This window comes from Streptomyces sp. NPDC059832 (assembly GCF_042731715.1).
GTDB lineage: Bacteria > Actinomycetota > Actinomycetes > Streptomycetales > Streptomycetaceae > Streptomyces.
In genome coordinates, this window is record NZ_JBHWIY010000007.1 from 367,296 (window position 1) to 383,278 (window position 15,983).

Consider the following 15,983-nt stretch of genomic DNA (forward strand, 5'->3'; position numbering starts at 1 on the left):
AAAATATAACGATCAAGCAACGGCGAGGACACCCGGGTCCGCGGGTGGCGGCCCGTCCACGTCGACGCGTTGGAAAGCGAGTACGACGTTGTGCCCGCCGAAGCCGAAGGAGTGGCTCAGCGCCCGCTCGACCTGCTGGATCCGGGGTTCCTTGACCACGCAGTCGAGGTCGAACCCGTCCGGCAGCGAGTCCAGGTTGGCGATCGGCGGGACGAGGCCGTGCTCCAGGGTCAGTACGGTGGCGACCGCCTCGATCGCCCCGGACGCCGCGAGGGTGTGCCCGAGCACGCCCTTCGGGGCGGTCACCGACGGCCGGTGAGGGAAGAGCCCGGAGATCAGTGCGGTCTCCATCGCGTCGTTCAGCGGCGTCGACGTGCCGTGCGCGTTGATGTGGTCGACCTCGTGGGCCGCCCAGCCCGCCTCGCGCAGCGCGGCCTCGACGGCCTTGCGCGCGCCGCCGCCGTCCGGGTCCGGGGCCGTGGGGTGATGGGCATCGGTGGCGGAACCCGCACCGGTCAGCAGGGCGCGCGGCCGTCCGCCCCGGGCGAGCGCATCGGCCGTCCGTTCCAGTACGAGCACGGCGGCGCCCTCGCCGATCACGAACCCGTCCCGGTCCGCGGCGAACGGCCGCGACGCCCCCGCCGGATCGCCGGTGCGCGGCGAGAGCGCGCCCATTCCGGCGAAGGCGCTCACCACCAGCGGCGTCAGTACGGCCTCCGCACCGCCCGCCACCACCACATCGCACCGGCCGCTCAGCAGCAGGTCGCGGGCGACGGCGAGGGCCGTCGCCCCGGACGCGCAGGCGGTCGCCGGGGCCAGACTGGGGCCGTGGGCCCGCAGCGCGATGGCCACCTCCCCGGCCGCCGCGTTGGGCATCATCATCGGGACCAGGAGCGGCGACACCGCGTCCGCGCCGCCGTCGTCGAGCCTGCGTACGTTGTCGACGAGCACGGACACCCCGCCCACCCCGACGCCGAGCACCACCGCGACCCGGTCGCCGTCCCACCGCTCCGGCGACAGACCGGCGTCCGCCACCGCCCGGCGGGCGGCGACCAGAGCCATCTTCACGAACCGCGCCATCCGCCACACCGCACGCCCGCCGACCGCCTCGTCCAGGTCGATCCCGTCCACCGGACAGCCGAAGTCGACCGGCAGTCCGGCCAGTTCCTCGCAGCTGCGAGCCATGGACACACCGGCGCACAGCCCCTCCCAGAAGGTGTGCTCGTCCGCGCCCGCGGCAGTCACCATGCCCAGTCCCGTCACCGCGACGTCCCTGTCGACCCGCGTCATGTCCGCCCCCTCCTCCGTAATCGATCACGCCTACCGGTTGTCGAACGGCAGTAGCCCCGGCGAGGATGCGGCCAATGAGCCGAAAGGGTCATCGATACCTCCGGCGGGCCGAACGGTGCCGCACGTCACGGTGACCTTGTTCACCCGTCCACCGCAGTCCGCCGTGCCGTGCGCGTCGGCAGGCCATCCCCTGGAGGGATGGAAGCGGACCATGATCAGCCGAAGCCCCCGGAGGAAAGTGCCGAGCTGGAGGCGCTGCGCGCCAGGGTGGCCGTGCTGGAGGCCGGTGCCCCGGCGCGGCACCGGCCGCGGGCCCGCTCCTTCCTCGCCGTGCTGCTCGTCCTCGTCGCGGCCGTCCTCACGCCACTGAGCATCGTCTCCACCTGGGCGAAGAACCAGATCGGCGACACCGACAACTATGTGGCGATGATGGCGCCGCTCGCCTCCGACCCCGATGTGCGGACCGCGGTGACCGATCGCGTCACCGGTGCCGTCATGCAGCACCTGGATGTGAAGACCCTGCTGGCCGATGTCTCCCCCGCCGACCGGCCGGTGCTCGACAAGGCGCTGTCGAAGCTGAACGGCCCCCTCACCACGGGCATTTCGAACTTCGTGCACGGGACCGTGGAGAAGTTCGTCGCCGGCGACGCCTTCGCGAGGATCTGGACCGACCTCAACCGGACCGCCCAGTCCGCCGCGGTGAAGGCGCTGTCCGGCAGCGGCGGCGGGGCGGTGAAGCTCACCGACGACACCGTCACCATCGACCTCGCACCGGTCATCGACCGGGTGAAGCAACGCCTCGTCGACCGAGGGCTGGGCGTCGCGGCGAAACTCCCCGAGATCCACACCGATTTCACGGTGCTGACCTCCGACTCGGTGGGCAAGGCCAAGAAGTGGTTCCGGGCCCTCCAGATCATCGGGTTCTGGCTGCCGTTGGTCACTCTGGTGCTGGCCGCGGGCGGGGTCCTCCTCGCGGTGCGCCGCCGCCGCGCCCTGATCACGACGGCGCTCGCGGTCGCGGTCGGGGCCGCGGTGCTCGGCCTGGCCCTGTGGGTGGGCCGCGGGTTCTATCTGGACAGCCTGCCGTCCGGGGTGTCGCAGCCGGCGGCCGGTTCGGTCTTCGACGCCCTGGTCGGCCGGATGCGTGCCCTGGTCCGGATGGTCGTCACGCTCGGCATCGTGGTGGCCCTCGCCGCGTGGCTCACCGGTGACGGCCGCGCCGCCACCCGCGTGATGGCGATGTGGAGCGGCGGCATCGGTGCGGTACGGGACGCGGCCGGTTTCACCGGCGGACCGGTCGGCCGGTGGGTGCACCGCGCCAGGGGTCCGCTGAACTGGACGGTGGTCGTGGTGGCCGCCGCGGTCCTGGTGGTGTGGGACCGGCCGACCGGTCTGGTCACCGTGTGGATCGCGCTGTGCGCGCTGTTCGTTCTCGCCGTCGTCGAGTTCCTCGACGACGACAGCCGCCCGCACCTGGTGGCGCCCGGCTGAGCAAGGGCTCCGGGCACCCCCTCCCCCGACCAGGGCGTGTTCAGCTCCGGGCGAGCGCCGCCGCCAGCTCCGCCTCGTCCGGCGGGTTGGCGCCTGCCCGTGCGACGGTGACCGCGGCGGAGGCCGCCGCGTGCCGCAGGACGTCGGCCGTCCGGGCCAGGTCCAGCGAGCGCAGCCGCTCCCGGCCGTCCGTGCCGAGCAGCCCGTGCGCGGCGAGGGCGTGCAGGGTGCCCGACATGAAGGCGTCGCCCGCCCCCACCGTGTCGACGACCTCGGTGGGCAGCGCGTCGACCGTCACCCGCCCGCCGGGCAGCACGGCCAGCGCGCCGTCGCCGCCCCGGGTGACGAGGACGACCGCCGGACCGGTGGCCAGCCAGCGCTCGGCGACCTGTTCCGGCTGCCGGCCCGGATACAGCCAGTCCAGGTCCTCGTCGCTGGCCTTCACCACGTCGCTGAGCGCGACGCACCGCTCGACCCGGCGGACGGCGGACGCGTGGTCCCCCATCAGCTCCGGCCGCACATTGGGGTCGTAGCTGACGGTCGCGGCCGTCCGCAGCGATTCGACGGCGCCGAGTACGGTGGCCGCCCCCGGTTCCATCACCGCCGCGACGGAACCGGTGTGGACGTGGTGCGGTGGCCGGTCCAGGGCGACCGGGCCGAGCGTCCAGCCGATCTCGAAGGTGTACGCGGCCCGGCCCGCGTCGTCCAGGGTGACGGCGGCGGACGGGGTGGGGGCCCTGGCCTCGTCCGTGCGGACCTCGACGCCGGCGCCGGCGAGATGGTCCCTGATCAGCCGGCCGTTGTCGTCGGGGCCGAGTTGGGTGAGCAGGGTGGCGCCGTGCCCGAGCCGGGCCAGACCGTACGCCACGTTGGCCGGGCTGCCGCCCGGGTGTACCCGGTCGGCCGCATCGGGCAGCCGGACGATGTCGGCGACGCATTCACCGATGACCAGCAGGTCGAGTCTTTCGAGCATGGGAATGGAGTCTCCTACAGTGCGGTGACGAACGTGTCCTGGTAGGCGGCGCGGCCCCCGAACACATTGAGCCCGATCCTGCCGCGTGTGTGGTGGGTGTCGGTCACATCGATGACCTGCCGGCCGCCGAGGAACGCCTCGATCCGCCCGCCGCGGGCCCTGATCCGCAGCGGGAGGCTCACCCCCGCACGGACCGGCAGGGGTGCCTCGGCGAGCACGGTCGCCCGTCCTCCGTCCTTGCGGAAGGGCCTGACCGTCCGCAGGTTCGAATCGAGGTCGAGGGCGTATCCGTCGGGCGTGGCGCGCAGCAGCACCGATCCGGCGCCGCCGGTCCCGTCCGGACCGCCGAAGCGGACGACCGAGGTCAGTTCCAGATCGCCGTACTCGGTGCTGGAGACGGCGGTCGGGTCCCGGTCGAGGACCGCCGACGCCCCGGATGCCGGAGCCGACGACCTGGCGCCACTTCCCGTTCTCGCGCCATACGCAGAAATCGCGGAAGGCCGTGATGTCGTCCTGCGGCGGAGCGGCCATCACCGGGCCGGCGGGGCCTTGTGCCGGCTGCGCGGATCGGGCGATCCGGTGGCCACACAGGGGAGTTCGCGCTCGCCGTGCCGGCCGGAGTGGACGCGTGTCGGTGTGCCGCCGTCGTCGACGAGGACGGCGGACCAGCAGCCGTCCCGGTCGGGGCCCTCCGTGCCGGGGACGAGCGCGACGGGTCACGCACTTCGGTCACGCGCGTTGGTTCGATAGTGCAGGCAGGTGACGAGGGGTTGGCCGGCGGTGTCGAGAGCTGTGACGGACCGAGTCCCCCGCCCCTTCGACGGGGCCGGGGGACTCGGGTCCACAAGCAGGTCAGGAGGCGTCCTCGCCCCCGTACCGGCGCTCGAACTTGGCGACCTGCCCCTCCGAGTCGACGACGCGCGCCTTCCCGGTGAAGAAGGGGTGGCTCTCCGCGGAGATCTCCACGTCGATGACGGGGTAGCTGTTGCCGTCGTCCCAGTCGATCGTCTGCTCGCTCGACGCGGTGGACCGGGTCAGAAAGGCGTAGCCCGCCGAACGGTCGCGGAAGACAACGGGACGGTAGGAAGGGTGCTTGTCCTGCTGCATGCCTGCTCCTGGGGACGTACGGGGTCGGCGCGGGGCGGTCGTGTCCAGCCTCGCGAACCCGTACGGCCCGCGCGATCGGACACGTCCGTACGGGGGGCGTCGCCGGGCACGCGTACGGGCGTACGCCCACCTTCCGGCTCAGCGCCCGGCCGCCTCCAGCGCCTCGGCCACGAGCGTCAGGAACCGTGCGTGGGCCCGCGAACTGCACACCGGCTCCGGGTTCCACGGCACCACCCGGGCGGCCTCCTCGATCGCCGACCAGTCCGCGTTCGTCCGCAGCTCGTCGAGCGGCGTGGCGTTGGACCGGACGTCGGCGAGGACCACCGCGGGGCGCAGGGCCACCGCTTCCGCCCAGCCGACCGTGGACCAGTTCAGGCCGGGCCCCTCGGCCGGCTCGACGATGCCGACGCCCAGCTCGGCCAGCACACGCAGCTCGGGCCACATCCGGGGGCGGGCGAGATGCGTCTGTTCCTGCCCGGCCGGGGAGAGGGCGACGACCCGGGGCCCGTCCCCTCCGGCCACGAGCGTGCGCAGCCGGTGCCGCGCGGCGTCCAGGTCCTGTGTCGCCGTCCCGGGCTCCTCGGCACCGAGCGAGCGGGCGAGCAGGGCGAACCGGTCACCGATCTCGGCGAGGGTGCGCGCCTGTCCCACGTCGATGACGACGACCGGGACGTGCTCCTCCAGATGCTTGGCGGTCTCCGCGGCGATCCCGTAGACATGGCCGCCGCCGTAGCTGACCGCCACGACGAGATCCGGCTCACCGCTCAGCAGCGTTTCCACGTCCAGGGTGCTGCCCGCACCGAGGTAGCCGACCTCGGCCAACGGAAGCGAACCGGTCTTCGCCGCGTCCGGTACGGCCCGGTCGTCGTGATCGGAGCCGAATATCGCGCTCGGGCGGATCCCGTGGTCCCACAGGGTCGCTCCGGCCTGGACATAGGCAAGCACCCGCTCCGGGCGCCGCCCGGCCGTCGACAACTGTCCACGATCGTCGGAGAACTGCCACACGGTCCGCTCGCTCACGTCACACGCCTCTCGCCACCGGTCACTGCACCCCGCGCTCCGGGGTCGTACACCAGTACCTGCCCACCAAACTCCGGCCACACCCCACCTGTTGGCCCGGCAGGCACCCCGGCGCATGCCGGGCCTGATCGCGTCGGGCACGGTGACGTCGCCCGTGGAACCTATGCTCGGCCACCTGCACCTTGCGGTGCCGGCGGACCGACAGGGAGGAAGAGCGTGTCACCGGAACAGCGGTCCCATGACCTCGAAGCCTATGAGGCCCGAGTGCGCAACGGCCCTTGCTTCGTCTGCGAGTTCGTGGCGGGTGCCCCTGGTGCCGCGCACGTCACGGTGGGACGAGGAATCCGCGGCAATGGGAGAGCGCTTGCGCGCGGCGCTCCGGGGGTAGTCCGGTCCGGTCCCGTACGACTCCGCGGCTGAGCACCGGCGGCTCAGCCGCGCGACAAAAGATCGCCTTGTGAGCGCATGCACCGGGCCCCACTCCCTGGTCCGGCCCGATCCGAACGGAAGACCCTGGGGGCCGGAACGGATGGCGTCGGCGATGACCTTCGGGCCGGCCACACCCGGGCTGGCGAAGGGCCCGACGTTCGGAAAGGCCTTGGTGGGCACGCCCTTCGGTCGATGTCGGTATCGAAGGGATGCATTCCGGCCCAGAAGTCGGTGCCCAGCTCGGAGTTGAGGTGGCGGGCTGGAAAGCCGCGTCGCGGGTGATGCGCTCAGCGGTCGTCCGGACCGGGGGACGAGGTGGGCGGGGGCTCGGCGCATCCGCTCAACTCCGGTAGTTTCGCAGCCGTTTCGTCGTCGGACGGCAAACACGAGACCAGGGTGACTCCCGGTGCGTCCACCGCCGCCAGCTTCACGTAGTCGAACGTCAGCCTTCCCAGCCGGGGATGGTCGAACGTCCTGCGCGCGGGACGGAATTCGGCGACGTCGTGCGTGTCCCACCACATGCGGAACTCGTCGCTCCTCCGGTACAGGTCGGCGGTCAGGCGCTCGAATGCAGGGTCGCCGGTGTGCCGGTCCGCACCGGCGCGGTACTGCTCCAGCAGCGCCCGCGCCTGTCCCGGCCAGTCGGCCAGGAGCGTGCGGATCCTGGGATGCGTGAACACCAGTCGGAGCAGATTGCGTTCGGGCACGTGACCGTCGGCCGGGTCGCCGATGAGACCCGTCTCGGACCGGTTCCGGGCCAGCAGGTCCCAGTTGGGCGCCAGCAGATACGCCGGGTTCGGGTCGAGCGCGTCCACCAGGCGCTGCAGCACCCGCCCGTCGTGGTCCGCTCCGGTGGTCCGGGGCAGCACCTGGCCCGCCAGATCGAAGAGGTGGCGGGTCTCGGCCGGGGAGAGCCGCAGTACCCCGGCCAGGCTGTGCAGCACCTGGCGGCTCACGGTGATGTCCCTGGCCTGTTCGAGCCAGGTGTACCAAGTGACGCTCACGCCCGAGAGCACGGCGACCTCCTCACGGCGCAGACCGGGAGTGCGTCGGCGCGGCCCGGCGGGAATACCGGCGTCGGCGGGCCGTACCCGCTCCCTGCGCGTGCGGAGGAACTCCGCCAGGACCCGGCGCCGTGCCTCGTCCGTCATGGCCCCCGCTCCCCGGTCCTGCCGCCCTGCGTGCACACTACCGCCCGCCCTCGGGACGACGGCCCCACCGGCCCGAGGGTGGTACTGCGGCCACCAGCATGAACTGCCCCTGTTGTGCTTCCCGCGCCCCGCCCAGGATCGGGATCATGACCCGCATCCGGCCGCCCGCCGATCCCGCGCCACCTGCCCGCACCACCGCCGAAGCCGCGGTGCCGACCGATCCGCCCTCCCCCTGGCGCGCCCTCTCCGTCATCCTCATCGGCGTCTTCATGGCCGTGCTCGACACCTTCATCGTGCTCGTGGCGGCGCCCACCGTCCAGGAGGACCTCAACGCCTCGGACGCCGATGTCCAGCTCGTCCTGGCGGGCTATCAACTCACCTACGCCATGGTCCTGATCACCGGGGCCCGGCTGGGTGACCGGTTCGGCCGCAAGCGGTGCTTCCTCATCGGCATGACCGTGTTCACCCTGGCCTCCGTGGCATGTGCCGCCGCTCCCGGCCCCGATGCGCTGATCGCGGCCCGGCTCGTCCAGGGAGTCGGCGCCGCCGTGATGTTCCCGCAGGTGTTCGCCACGATCCAGGTGCTCCTGCCGCCGGAGCGGCGTCCGCGGGCCTTCGGTGTCCTGGGCGCCGTCATCGGCGTCGCCGGGGTCTCGGGCCAGTTGCTCGGCGGTCTCCTCGTCTCCGCCGACCTCTTCGGTACGTCCTGGCGCCCGGTCTTCTGGGTCAACGTTCCCGTCGGCCTGCTCGCACTGGTACTGGCGGCCGTCCTCGTTCCCGAGTCCCGGACCGCCGAAGGCCGCCGGCCGGACCTGGCCGGGATGGCCGTGCTGACCCTGGCTCTCGCCCTCCTCGTCATCCCCCTCATCGAGGGCCGTGAGGCGGGCTGGCCGTCCTGGACCTGGTTCAGCCTGGCCGCCGGGGTGCTGGCGCTGCCGGTCTTCGCGGCTGTGGAACACCGGGTCGAGTCGCGCGGCGGCTCCCCGCTGCTGCGGCTGGGGCTGCTGCGCTCACGTGCGTTCGCCATCGGCATGGTCCTGGTTCTCCTGGCGTACTTCGGCATCAACTCCTTCTTCCTCGTTCTGTCCGTCACGGTGCAGGACGGCCTCGGCCTGGACGCCCTGGGCGCGGGTGTCTTCCACCTGCCGTTCGCCGCCGCCTTCTTCGCCGGCAGCCTCGTCGCCGGACGCATGGCCCGGCACGGACGGCGCCTGCTCCGTGCCGGGGCGCTCGTCCTCGTCCTCGGCCACGCGGCCACCCTGGCCGTCGTGGTCCGTGCCGGTGGCTCGCTGACGGCCTGGCACCTCGCCGCGCCGCTGGTACTGACCGGCATGGGCAACGGCGTACTGGTCACGCCACTGCTGAACACCGTGCTCTCGCGCGTCCGCCCGGCCGAGATCGGCATGGCCTCGGGCGTGCTGTCGACCGGACAGCAGATCGGCGGTTCGGTCGGGGTGGCCGTCCTCGGCGTGATCTTCTACGGCACGCTGGGCGAGGGCGTCCACACGGGTGTCGCGGCCTACGGGCACGCCCTGACCGCTGCCCTGGTCCTCGACCTCGCAGCGGCCGTCGCCGTCTCGGCCCTCCTGCGCCTGCTCCCGCATCCGGCGGCTCCCCACCGCTGAGCCGTACTCCGGTCACCGGGACAGGGCCCGTCAGCCGGTCCCGGTACCGGGGTCGACACCGAGTCCGCTCAGGAACGCCGCGGCGGCCGGGGTGGGGCGGAAGCGGCTCCAGACCAGGCGCTCCGTGCGTACGGGGGCGTCGCGGACGGGCAGCACGTGCACGCCGGTCAGTTCCGCCGCGAAGGCGGCCGGCAGCATGGCGATGCCGAGCCCGCTGCGTACCAGCCGGACGATGAAGTCGGTGCCGCTGACCTCGAACGCGACCTCGCGGGTGAGGCCCACCGCCGCGAACGCCTCCTCCGACTGCGCCCGTGCCGCGGTGCCGTCCGGGTAGTCGACGAACATCTCCTGCGCCAGCCGGTCGAGACCCACCTGCGCCTGCCCGGCCAGGGAGTGGGTGGGCGCCACGACGGCGACCAGTTCGCCCGTGGTGAGCTCGTGATCGCTCACGCCCTTCGGCCGGTAGCTGGGCAGCACCCCCAGGAACGCCACGTCGAGCGTCCCGTCCCGCACCTCCTGGACGAGGTCCTTGCTCGCCCCGTCCCGCAGGACGATGTGCACCTTCGGGTAGCGGAGGTGGAACACCCGCAGCGCCGCCGGGATGTCGACCGAGGCCACGGTCGGAATGGCGCCCACCGCGAGGCGCCCGCGGACCTCCCCCGCCGTCGCGGCGACTTCGGCGCGGGCCCGCTCCGCCGCGTCCAGCGCCTGCCGGGCCTCCGGCAGGAAGGCCTCGCCCGCCGCGGTGAGCCGTACCTGACGGCTGGTGCGGTCGAAGAGCCTGGCCCCGAGGTCCTTCTCCAGCCGGGCGATCTGATGGCTCAGGGCCGACTGGACGACCAGGCACCGCTTCGCGGCGCGCGTGAAGCTGCCCAGTTCCGCCACCGCGACGACGTACCGCATCTGCTGAAGTTCCATCCATCCATCGTGAACCACGATCGATGGAATGAAAAACATGTGTTGGACTCATGGATAGTCGATCCCGGACGCTGGGGCACATGGCTCACTCCATTCACGAATCCCGCAGCCGGGCCGTGCCCCGCGCCGCACTCTCCGAACCGCCGTCGCTCGGGCGCGGTCTGGTTCTGCTGATGGCTCTGGCCGCCGCCCTCTCCTGCGCCGGGAACTACTTCGCGCAGCCGCTCCTCGACATCATCGAGGTGAATCTGCACATCGGTGTCACCGCGGCGGGGCTGATCGTCACCGCTGCCCAGGCCGGATACGCGCTGGGGCTGATCCTGCTCGTCCCGCTCGGGGACGTCATGGACCGACGGCGGCTCGCCGTGGGCCTGTTCGCACTCACCGCGTTCTTCCTCCTGGTCACGGCCGCCGCTCCCACCGGCCCGTGGCTGATCGCGGGCACCCTGCTGACCGCGCTGACCTCCGTCGGTGCCCAGGTCGTGGTGCCGTTCGCGGCGGCCCTCGCGGCGCCGGCCGAGCGCGGCAGGATCGTCGGCGTCGTCATGTCCGGCGTGCTGCTCGGCGGGCTGTTCGGACGGCTGGCCGCCGGCGCGCTGTCCGAACTCGGCGGCTGGCGGACCGTGTACTGGGTGAACGCGCTGCTGATGGCCGCCATGGCGATACTTCTGCACAACCGGCTCCCCCGCCTGCCCCGGCCGCGCTCCACGTCCACGATGTCGTACACCGGGCTTCTGCGCTCCACCCTGGCCCTGCTGCGGGAGGAGCCCCTGCTGCGCCGGCGGGCGGCCATCGGCGCGTTCTCCATGGCCTCGTACAGCGTGCAGCTGACCGCGCTGACGTTCCTGCTGACCCGGCCGCCCTTCCACTGGAACGCGGCCGCCATCGGCCTCTTCGGTCTGGTGGGCGTCATCGGTGTGGTGGGCATGAACATCGCGGCCCGGTTGAGCGACCGCGGCCGGGTGCAGGCCGTATCGGGAACGGCGGCCGCGCTCCTGACGCTCGCCTGGCTGCCGCTGCTGGCCGGTGAGTCGTCCCTGCTGTGGCTGACGGTCGGCGTGATCCTGCTGAACATCGCCCAGCAGGCAGGACTCAACAGCAGCCAGAACGTGATCTACGCGCTCCGCCCGGAGGCCCGCAACCGGATCAACTCCGCGTTCATGACGCTCTTCTTCATGGGCGGGGCGGCCGGAGCGGCACTCGCCTCGGTGGTCTGGTCCCGGGCGGGCTGGAGCGGCATCTGCCTCCTGGGCGGTGCGCTCGCCGCGGGCAGCCTGGTGCTGTGGATCCTGGAGCGCCTGCGGGCGGCCTCCGCCACACGTCCCGGCGCCGTCACCGTCAGTCGTTGACGGCGGTCAGCAGCACGACGGCGTCCTCCAGTGCCAGCAGCCCGTGCCGTTCCTGCGGGATCGGCTGGAGCCCTCCGGCGCTCAGCTCCACATCGCCGGAGGCCGCCGTGAGACGGACCCGGCCGCGGAGCACCTGGAGGGAGGCCGCGGCGGGGGCGTTGTGCTCGTCGAGGGCGGAACCCGAGGTGAGGGCGATGACGGTCTGTCTCAGGGGTTCCTCGTGCAGCAGGCGGTGGGCGCTGCGGCCGTGCGCGGAGGCTCGGGCCGCGGCCAGATGCTCGTCGGCGAGGGCATTCAGATCGTCCATGTGCCCACTCTGCCGCAGTGCCCGTCCCCCCGCGATCCTGCCGCCCGCCCGGCCGCGCGGATCATCCGTCCGCCTGACCGGAGGGGCGGTCCTGCAGCCGCAGCCAGGCCGCGGTGTCCCGCGGGAGCCGCCCCTGCTCGTCCAGCGGACCGCTGAGGAGGAGGGTGTCCGTGTCCTCGGGCAGCTCCACCGGTTCCTCCCCCAGATTGACCACACAGGCCGGTCCGCCGGTGCGGGTGAAGGCGAGCACTCCGGGTGCGGAGGGCAGCCAGGTCAGCTGTCGGCCACCGGCCCCCGCCGCGCGGAAGCCGGGCTCGGTCCGGCGCAGCCGCAGCGCCTCGCGGTAGAGGCTGAGCATCGACTCCGGGTCGGTGCTCTGCCGGTCGGCGGCGTACGAGGACCAGCCGGCCGGCTGCGGAAGCCATGGCTCCGTGGTGGAGCCGAATCCGGCGTACGGTGCCTGCGCCGACCACGGAAGCGGTACCCGGCAGCCGTCGCGTCCCGGGTCGGTGCCGCCCGAGCGCAGGTGCATCGGGTCCTGGATCCGGTCGCGCGGGATGTCGGCTTCCGGAAGTCCCAGCTCCTCGCCCTGGTAGAGGTAGACCGCGCCGGGCAGGGCGAGCGACAGCAGGGCCGCGGCACGGGCCCGTCGGCTGCCCCGTGCCAGGTCCGTCGGCGTGCCGAAGGTCTTGGCGCCGAAGGCGAATCCGGTGTCCTCGCGGCCGTATCTGGTGGCGGTCCGGGTCACGTCGTGGTTGCACAGGACCCAGGTGGCGGGGGCGCCGACCGCGGCGTGCTCGGCGAGCGTGTCGTCGATCGTGGCGCGCAGCCGCCCGGCGTCCCAGGGGCAGGCCAGGAAGTTGAGGTTGAAGGCGGTGTGCAGTTCGTCGGGGCGCAGATAGCGGGCGAAGCGCTCGCTGTCCGGGAGCCAGACCTCACCGACGAAGACGGCCCCGTACTCGTCGGCGATGGCCCGCCATGAGCGGTAGATGTCATGGAGTTCGTCACGGTCGCTGAACGGGTGGGGGTCGCGGCCCGCGACGAAGTCGGGCAGTGCGGGGTCCTTGGCGAGCAGGGCCGCCGAGTCGATCCGGATGCCCGACACGCCCCGGTCGAACCAGAAGCGGAGCACGTCCTCGTGCTCCTGACGGACCGCCGGATGCGCCCAGTTGAGGTCGGGCTGCTGGGCGGCGAACAGGTGGAGGTACCACTCGCCGTCCGCGAGCCGGGTCCAGGGGACGCCGCCGAATTCGGAGACCCAGTCGTTGGGCGGGAGTTCGCCGTCCGGGCCACGACCGGGCCGGAAGTGGAAGAGTTCCCGCTCGGGGCTGCCCGGCCCGGCGGCCAGGGCGGCGCGGAACCACGCGTGCTGGTCGGAGACGTGGTTGGGGACGATGTCGACGATCGTACGGATGCCCAGTTCACGGGCGTCCGCGATCAGTCCCTCGGCCTCGGTGAGACTGCCGAACGCGGGGTCGATGGTGCGGTAGTCGGCCACGTCGTATCCGCCGTCGGCGAGCGGCGACAGATACCAGGGCGTGAACCAGATCGCGTCCACGCCCAGTTCGACGAGGTGGGGCAGCTTGGCGCGTACGCCCGCGAGATCGCCGGTTCCGTCCCCGTCGCCGTCGGCGAAGCTGCGTACGTAGATCTGATAGATGGCGGCGTCCCGCCACCAGTCCGCGGTGTCCCGGGGCGCGGGGCCGACTGCCACGTACGTGTTCCTCTCGCGGGGAGCTGACACAGCGCCCTCGGCGGGGGCTCCACCGGGACGCGGCACACTCAACCACCGCACACGGAGGAGATCAACACCTCGGCCTCCGGCCGGATCCTCGTCCCGGACCGCGGACCGCGGACCGCGCCAGCCGTGTCAGCCGTGTGCCGTCCACCGGTACCTGACGTCCGGTTCCTGCTCCTCGTTGCGGCTGCCGTCGTCGAACCCGACCGCGGTGAACCCGTGCCGCTCGTAGAAGGCGCGGGCGTCCGTGTTGCGCTGGAAGACGTACAGCGTGAGCTCCTCGGGCGAGAGCTCGCGCACCTCGGCCAGGAGCAGTGAGCCGATGCCCCGGCGCCGTGCGTCGGGGCGCAGGTAGAGATGTTCCAGCTCGGTTCCGTCGAGGGAGGCGAAGCCCAGCGGTTCCCCGGCACCGGTCTCGGCGATCCGCACCGTCGTTCCGGGCAGGACGACATGGGTCATCCAGGCGAGCGTGTCCTCGTCGCTGTGCACCTTGGGCAGGTACGGCATGGACGCGGCGCGGGAGTCGAGGAAGAGCCGGGTCAGCGGCCCGGCGTCCTCGGCGGTGGCCCCGCGCAGCTCCACCCGGCTGTCCGGCGCAAGATCGTTCGGTGTCATCTCGTCTCTCCTGGTCCGGCCGGAAACCCGCCGCTTCGCGCAGTCCGCGGCGGACTGCTCATGATCGTGGACGAACCTATGCCGGGCCCCGTCGCGGCCGCCAGCGGGTTTCGGCCCGTCCGATCCGGGCGGGGCAGTCGCGGGGCGGCTCGGGCCACCCGCGAAAATGTGGCGGGGGAAGACCGAAGCGACCGACCGATACGGAGGAGTGGGCAGATGCCGCACGAACGAGCTGGACAGCCGGCCCGGCCGGAGGATCTCATCGATGTGGCCCGGCTGGTGACGGCGTATTACGCCTTGCACCCGGACCCGGCCGAGCCGGACCAGCGGGTGGCGTTCGGTACCTCCGGTCACCGCGGGTCGTCCACGGCCACCGCGTTCAACGAGGACCACATCGCCGCCACCAGCCAGGCGATCAGCGAGTACCGGGCGCGCCAGGGCACGGACGGGCCGCTCTTCCTCGGTGCCGACACCCATGCGTTGTCGGAGCCGGCCCGGATCACCGCCGTCGAGGTGTTCGCCGCCAACGACGTGACCGTGCTCATCGATCCGGCCGACGGCTACACCCCGACCCCGGCGGTCTCGCACGCCGTCCTCGGCCACAACCGGGGCCGGACGGCGCGGCTCGCCGACGGTGTGGTGGTCACCCCGTCCCACAACCCGCCCGGCGACGGCGGGTTCAAGTACAACCCGCCGAACGGCGGCCCCGCCGGGTCCGATGCCACCGGCTGGATCCAGGAGCGGGCCAACGAGATCATCGCCGCCGGGATGAAGGACGTACGCCGGCTGCCGTACGCCCGCGCACGGGCGGCGTCGACCACCGGGACGTACGACTTCCTCGGCACCTATGTGGCCGACCTGCCGTCCGTGCTCGACCTGGACGCGGTCCGCACGGCCGGAGTGCGTATCGGCGCCGACCCGTTGGGCGGCGCGTCGGTCGCGTACTGGGGCCGGATCGCCGAACAGCACCGGCTCGATCTGACGGTGGTCAATCCGCTGACCGACCCCACCTGGCGGTTCATGACGCTGGACTGGGACGGAAAGATCCGGATGGACTGCTCGTCGCCGTACGCGATGGCCTCGCTGATCGGGCAGCGCGACCGCTATCAGATCGCGACCGGGAACGACGCCGACGCCGACCGGCACGGCATCGTGACACCGGACGCCGGGCTGATGAACCCGAACCACTACCTCGCCGTCGCCATCGACTACCTGTACGCGCACCGCGAGCAGTGGCCGGCCTCCGCGGGGGTCGGCAAGACGCTGGTCTCGTCGGGGATGATCGACCGGGTCGCCGCCGGTCTGGGCCGTGAGCTGGTCGAAGTGCCGGTCGGCTTCAAGTGGTTCGTGGACGGCCTGGTCGACGGCTCGCTCGGGTTCGGCGGCGAGGAGTCCGCCGGGGCCTCGTTCCTGCGCCGCGACGGATCGGTGTGGACGACCGACAAGGACGGCATCCTCCTGGCGCTGCTCGCCTCGGAGATCCTCGCGGTGACGGGCAAGTCCCCGTCCGAGCGCTACGCCGCGCTCACCGCCCGGTTCGGCGAGCCGGCGTACGCCCGGATCGACGCCCCCGCCGACCGCGAGCAGAAGGCGGTGCTCGCGCGGCTCTCCCCCGAGCAGGTCACGGCCGACACCCTGGCCGGTGAACCGGTCACGGCCGTGCTGACCCGGGCGCCCGGCAACGGCGCGCCGATCGGCGGCATCAAGGTGACCACCGAGAACGCCTGGTTCGCCGCCCGCCCCTCGGGCACCGAGGACGTGTACAAGATCTACGCGGAGTCCTTCCTGGGCGCCGACCATCTCGGCCGGGTGCAGGAGGAGGCCAGGGCCGTGGTCTCCGCGGCGCTGGAGGCCTGAGTCCGGCCGGGGGCGCCCCCCGGGGGGGCCCCGGCACGGGGGGGGGTTCGCGGAGAACCTTCCACAAAAAAAAGGTGGTTTCAAACCCAGTGTTCCACCCCAGGTTTTCCCCG

At 72.5% G+C, this 15,983-nt stretch carries 14 protein-coding genes; 4 read left to right on the forward strand and 10 right to left on the reverse strand.

Features of this window, described 5'->3' with window-relative positions:
* Positions 1-12: 12 nt before the first annotated feature.
* Positions 13-1,290 carry a beta-ketoacyl-[acyl-carrier-protein] synthase family protein gene (locus ACFV8T_RS15915; protein ID WP_385327868.1) on the reverse strand — a complete coding sequence of 426 codons (1,278 nt, stop codon included), beginning with the start codon at positions 1,288-1,290 and terminating at the stop codon, positions 13-15.
* A 198-nt stretch (positions 1,291-1,488) separates the two neighbouring features.
* Here ACFV8T_RS15915 and ACFV8T_RS15920 point away from each other — a divergent pair, with 198 nt between their 5' ends.
* Positions 1,489-2,781, forward strand: a complete 1,293-nt coding sequence (locus ACFV8T_RS15920; protein WP_385327869.1) for a hypothetical protein — start codon at positions 1,489-1,491, stop codon at positions 2,779-2,781.
* A 40-nt stretch (positions 2,782-2,821) separates the two neighbouring features.
* Here ACFV8T_RS15920 and ACFV8T_RS15925 read toward each other — a convergent pair whose 3' ends face one another.
* The 5 genes from ACFV8T_RS15925 to ACFV8T_RS15945 all read right to left on the reverse strand — a co-directional run bounded on the left by ACFV8T_RS15925 (position 2,822) and on the right by ACFV8T_RS15945 (position 7,461).
* Positions 2,822-3,754 carry a carbohydrate kinase gene (locus ACFV8T_RS15925; protein ID WP_385327871.1) on the reverse strand — a complete coding sequence of 311 codons (933 nt, stop codon included), beginning with the start codon at positions 3,752-3,754 and terminating at the stop codon, positions 2,822-2,824.
* Between the two features lie 14 nt (positions 3,755-3,768).
* Positions 3,769-4,068 carry a hypothetical protein gene (locus tag ACFV8T_RS15930; RefSeq protein ID WP_385327873.1) on the reverse strand — a complete coding sequence of 100 codons (300 nt, stop codon included), beginning with the start codon at positions 4,066-4,068 and terminating at the stop codon, positions 3,769-3,771.
* 538 nt (positions 4,069-4,606) lie between these two features.
* A complete protein-coding gene (locus ACFV8T_RS15935; protein ID WP_093540855.1) occupies positions 4,607-4,861 on the reverse strand; it encodes a type B 50S ribosomal protein L31 in 255 nt (84 codons plus the stop codon).
* Positions 4,862-4,999: 138 nt separating this feature from the next.
* Complete coding sequence (locus ACFV8T_RS15940; protein WP_385327874.1) at positions 5,000-5,881, reverse strand: ABC transporter substrate-binding protein; 882 nt, start codon at positions 5,879-5,881, stop codon at positions 5,000-5,002.
* A gap of 716 nt (positions 5,882-6,597) precedes the next feature.
* Positions 6,598-7,461 carry a helix-turn-helix transcriptional regulator gene (locus ACFV8T_RS15945; RefSeq protein WP_385327876.1) on the reverse strand — a complete coding sequence of 288 codons (864 nt, stop codon included), beginning with the start codon at positions 7,459-7,461 and terminating at the stop codon, positions 6,598-6,600.
* A 146-nt stretch (positions 7,462-7,607) separates the two neighbouring features.
* On the opposite strand from ACFV8T_RS15945, the gene ACFV8T_RS15950 reads away from it, so the two are divergent.
* The gene (locus ACFV8T_RS15950) at positions 7,608-9,086 is read left to right on the forward strand and encodes an MFS transporter (protein WP_385327877.1); all 1,479 of its coding nucleotides are present in this window, start codon (positions 7,608-7,610) and stop codon (positions 9,084-9,086) included.
* Positions 9,087-9,116: 30 nt separating this feature from the next.
* Here the strand turns inward: ACFV8T_RS15950 and ACFV8T_RS15955 are convergent, their stop codons facing one another.
* Complete coding sequence (locus tag ACFV8T_RS15955) at positions 9,117-10,004, reverse strand: LysR family transcriptional regulator (protein WP_385327879.1); 888 nt, start codon at positions 10,002-10,004, stop codon at positions 9,117-9,119.
* A gap of 80 nt (positions 10,005-10,084) precedes the next feature.
* Between ACFV8T_RS15955 and ACFV8T_RS15960 the strand changes: the two genes are divergently transcribed.
* Positions 10,085-11,353, forward strand: a complete 1,269-nt coding sequence (locus ACFV8T_RS15960; RefSeq protein WP_385327881.1) for an MFS transporter — start codon at positions 10,085-10,087, stop codon at positions 11,351-11,353.
* Here the strand turns inward: ACFV8T_RS15960 and ACFV8T_RS15965 are convergent.
* The 3 genes from ACFV8T_RS15965 to ACFV8T_RS15975 all read right to left on the reverse strand — a co-directional run bounded on the left by ACFV8T_RS15965 (position 11,343) and on the right by ACFV8T_RS15975 (position 14,013).
* Positions 11,343-11,660: a cupin gene (locus ACFV8T_RS15965; RefSeq protein WP_326763967.1), complete on the reverse strand. Its 318-nt coding sequence runs from the start codon at positions 11,658-11,660 to the stop codon at positions 11,343-11,345. The two genes, ACFV8T_RS15960 and ACFV8T_RS15965, sit on opposite strands and share 11 nt — an antisense overlap.
* A 61-nt stretch (positions 11,661-11,721) precedes the next feature.
* The gene (locus ACFV8T_RS15970) at positions 11,722-13,374 is read right to left on the reverse strand and encodes a glycoside hydrolase family 13 protein (RefSeq protein WP_385327883.1); all 1,653 of its coding nucleotides are present in this window, start codon (positions 13,372-13,374) and stop codon (positions 11,722-11,724) included.
* A 156-nt stretch (positions 13,375-13,530) separates the two neighbouring features.
* Positions 13,531-14,013, reverse strand: a complete 483-nt coding sequence (locus ACFV8T_RS15975) for a GNAT family N-acetyltransferase (RefSeq protein ID WP_385327884.1) — start codon at positions 14,011-14,013, stop codon at positions 13,531-13,533.
* Between the two features lie 216 nt (positions 14,014-14,229).
* Between ACFV8T_RS15975 and pgm the strand changes: the two genes are divergently transcribed.
* Complete coding sequence (gene pgm / locus ACFV8T_RS15980; protein WP_385327886.1) at positions 14,230-15,870, forward strand: phosphoglucomutase (alpha-D-glucose-1,6-bisphosphate-dependent); 1,641 nt, start codon at positions 14,230-14,232, stop codon at positions 15,868-15,870.
* Positions 15,871-15,983 lie beyond the last annotated feature (113 nt).

Excerpts from the sequence above, each read along its gene's own strand:
- ACFV8T_RS15915 (WP_385327868.1), bottom strand. The coding sequence starts at position 1,290 with ATGACGCGGGTCGACAGGGACGTCGCGGTGACGGGACTGGGCATGGTG.
- ACFV8T_RS15920 (WP_385327869.1), top strand. The coding sequence starts at position 1,489 with ATGGAAGCGGACCATGATCAGCCGAAGCCCCCGGAGGAAAGTGCCGAG.
- ACFV8T_RS15925 (WP_385327871.1), bottom strand. The coding sequence starts at position 3,754 with ATGCTCGAAAGACTCGACCTGCTGGTCATCGGTGAATGCGTCGCCGAC.
- ACFV8T_RS15935 (WP_093540855.1), bottom strand. The coding sequence starts at position 4,861 with ATGCAGCAGGACAAGCACCCTTCCTACCGTCCCGTTGTCTTCCGCGAC.
- ACFV8T_RS15945 (WP_385327876.1), bottom strand. The coding sequence starts at position 7,461 with ATGACGGACGAGGCACGGCGCCGGGTCCTGGCGGAGTTCCTCCGCACG.
- ACFV8T_RS15950 (WP_385327877.1), top strand. The coding sequence starts at position 7,608 with ATGACCCGCATCCGGCCGCCCGCCGATCCCGCGCCACCTGCCCGCACC.
- ACFV8T_RS15955 (WP_385327879.1), bottom strand. The coding sequence starts at position 10,004 with ATGGAACTTCAGCAGATGCGGTACGTCGTCGCGGTGGCGGAACTGGGC.
- ACFV8T_RS15960 (WP_385327881.1), top strand. The coding sequence starts at position 10,085 with ATGGCTCACTCCATTCACGAATCCCGCAGCCGGGCCGTGCCCCGCGCC.
- ACFV8T_RS15965 (WP_326763967.1), bottom strand. The coding sequence starts at position 11,660 with ATGGACGATCTGAATGCCCTCGCCGACGAGCATCTGGCCGCGGCCCGA.
- ACFV8T_RS15975 (WP_385327884.1), bottom strand. The coding sequence starts at position 14,013 with ATGACACCGAACGATCTTGCGCCGGACAGCCGGGTGGAGCTGCGCGGG.
- pgm (WP_385327886.1), top strand. The coding sequence starts at position 14,230 with ATGCCGCACGAACGAGCTGGACAGCCGGCCCGGCCGGAGGATCTCATC.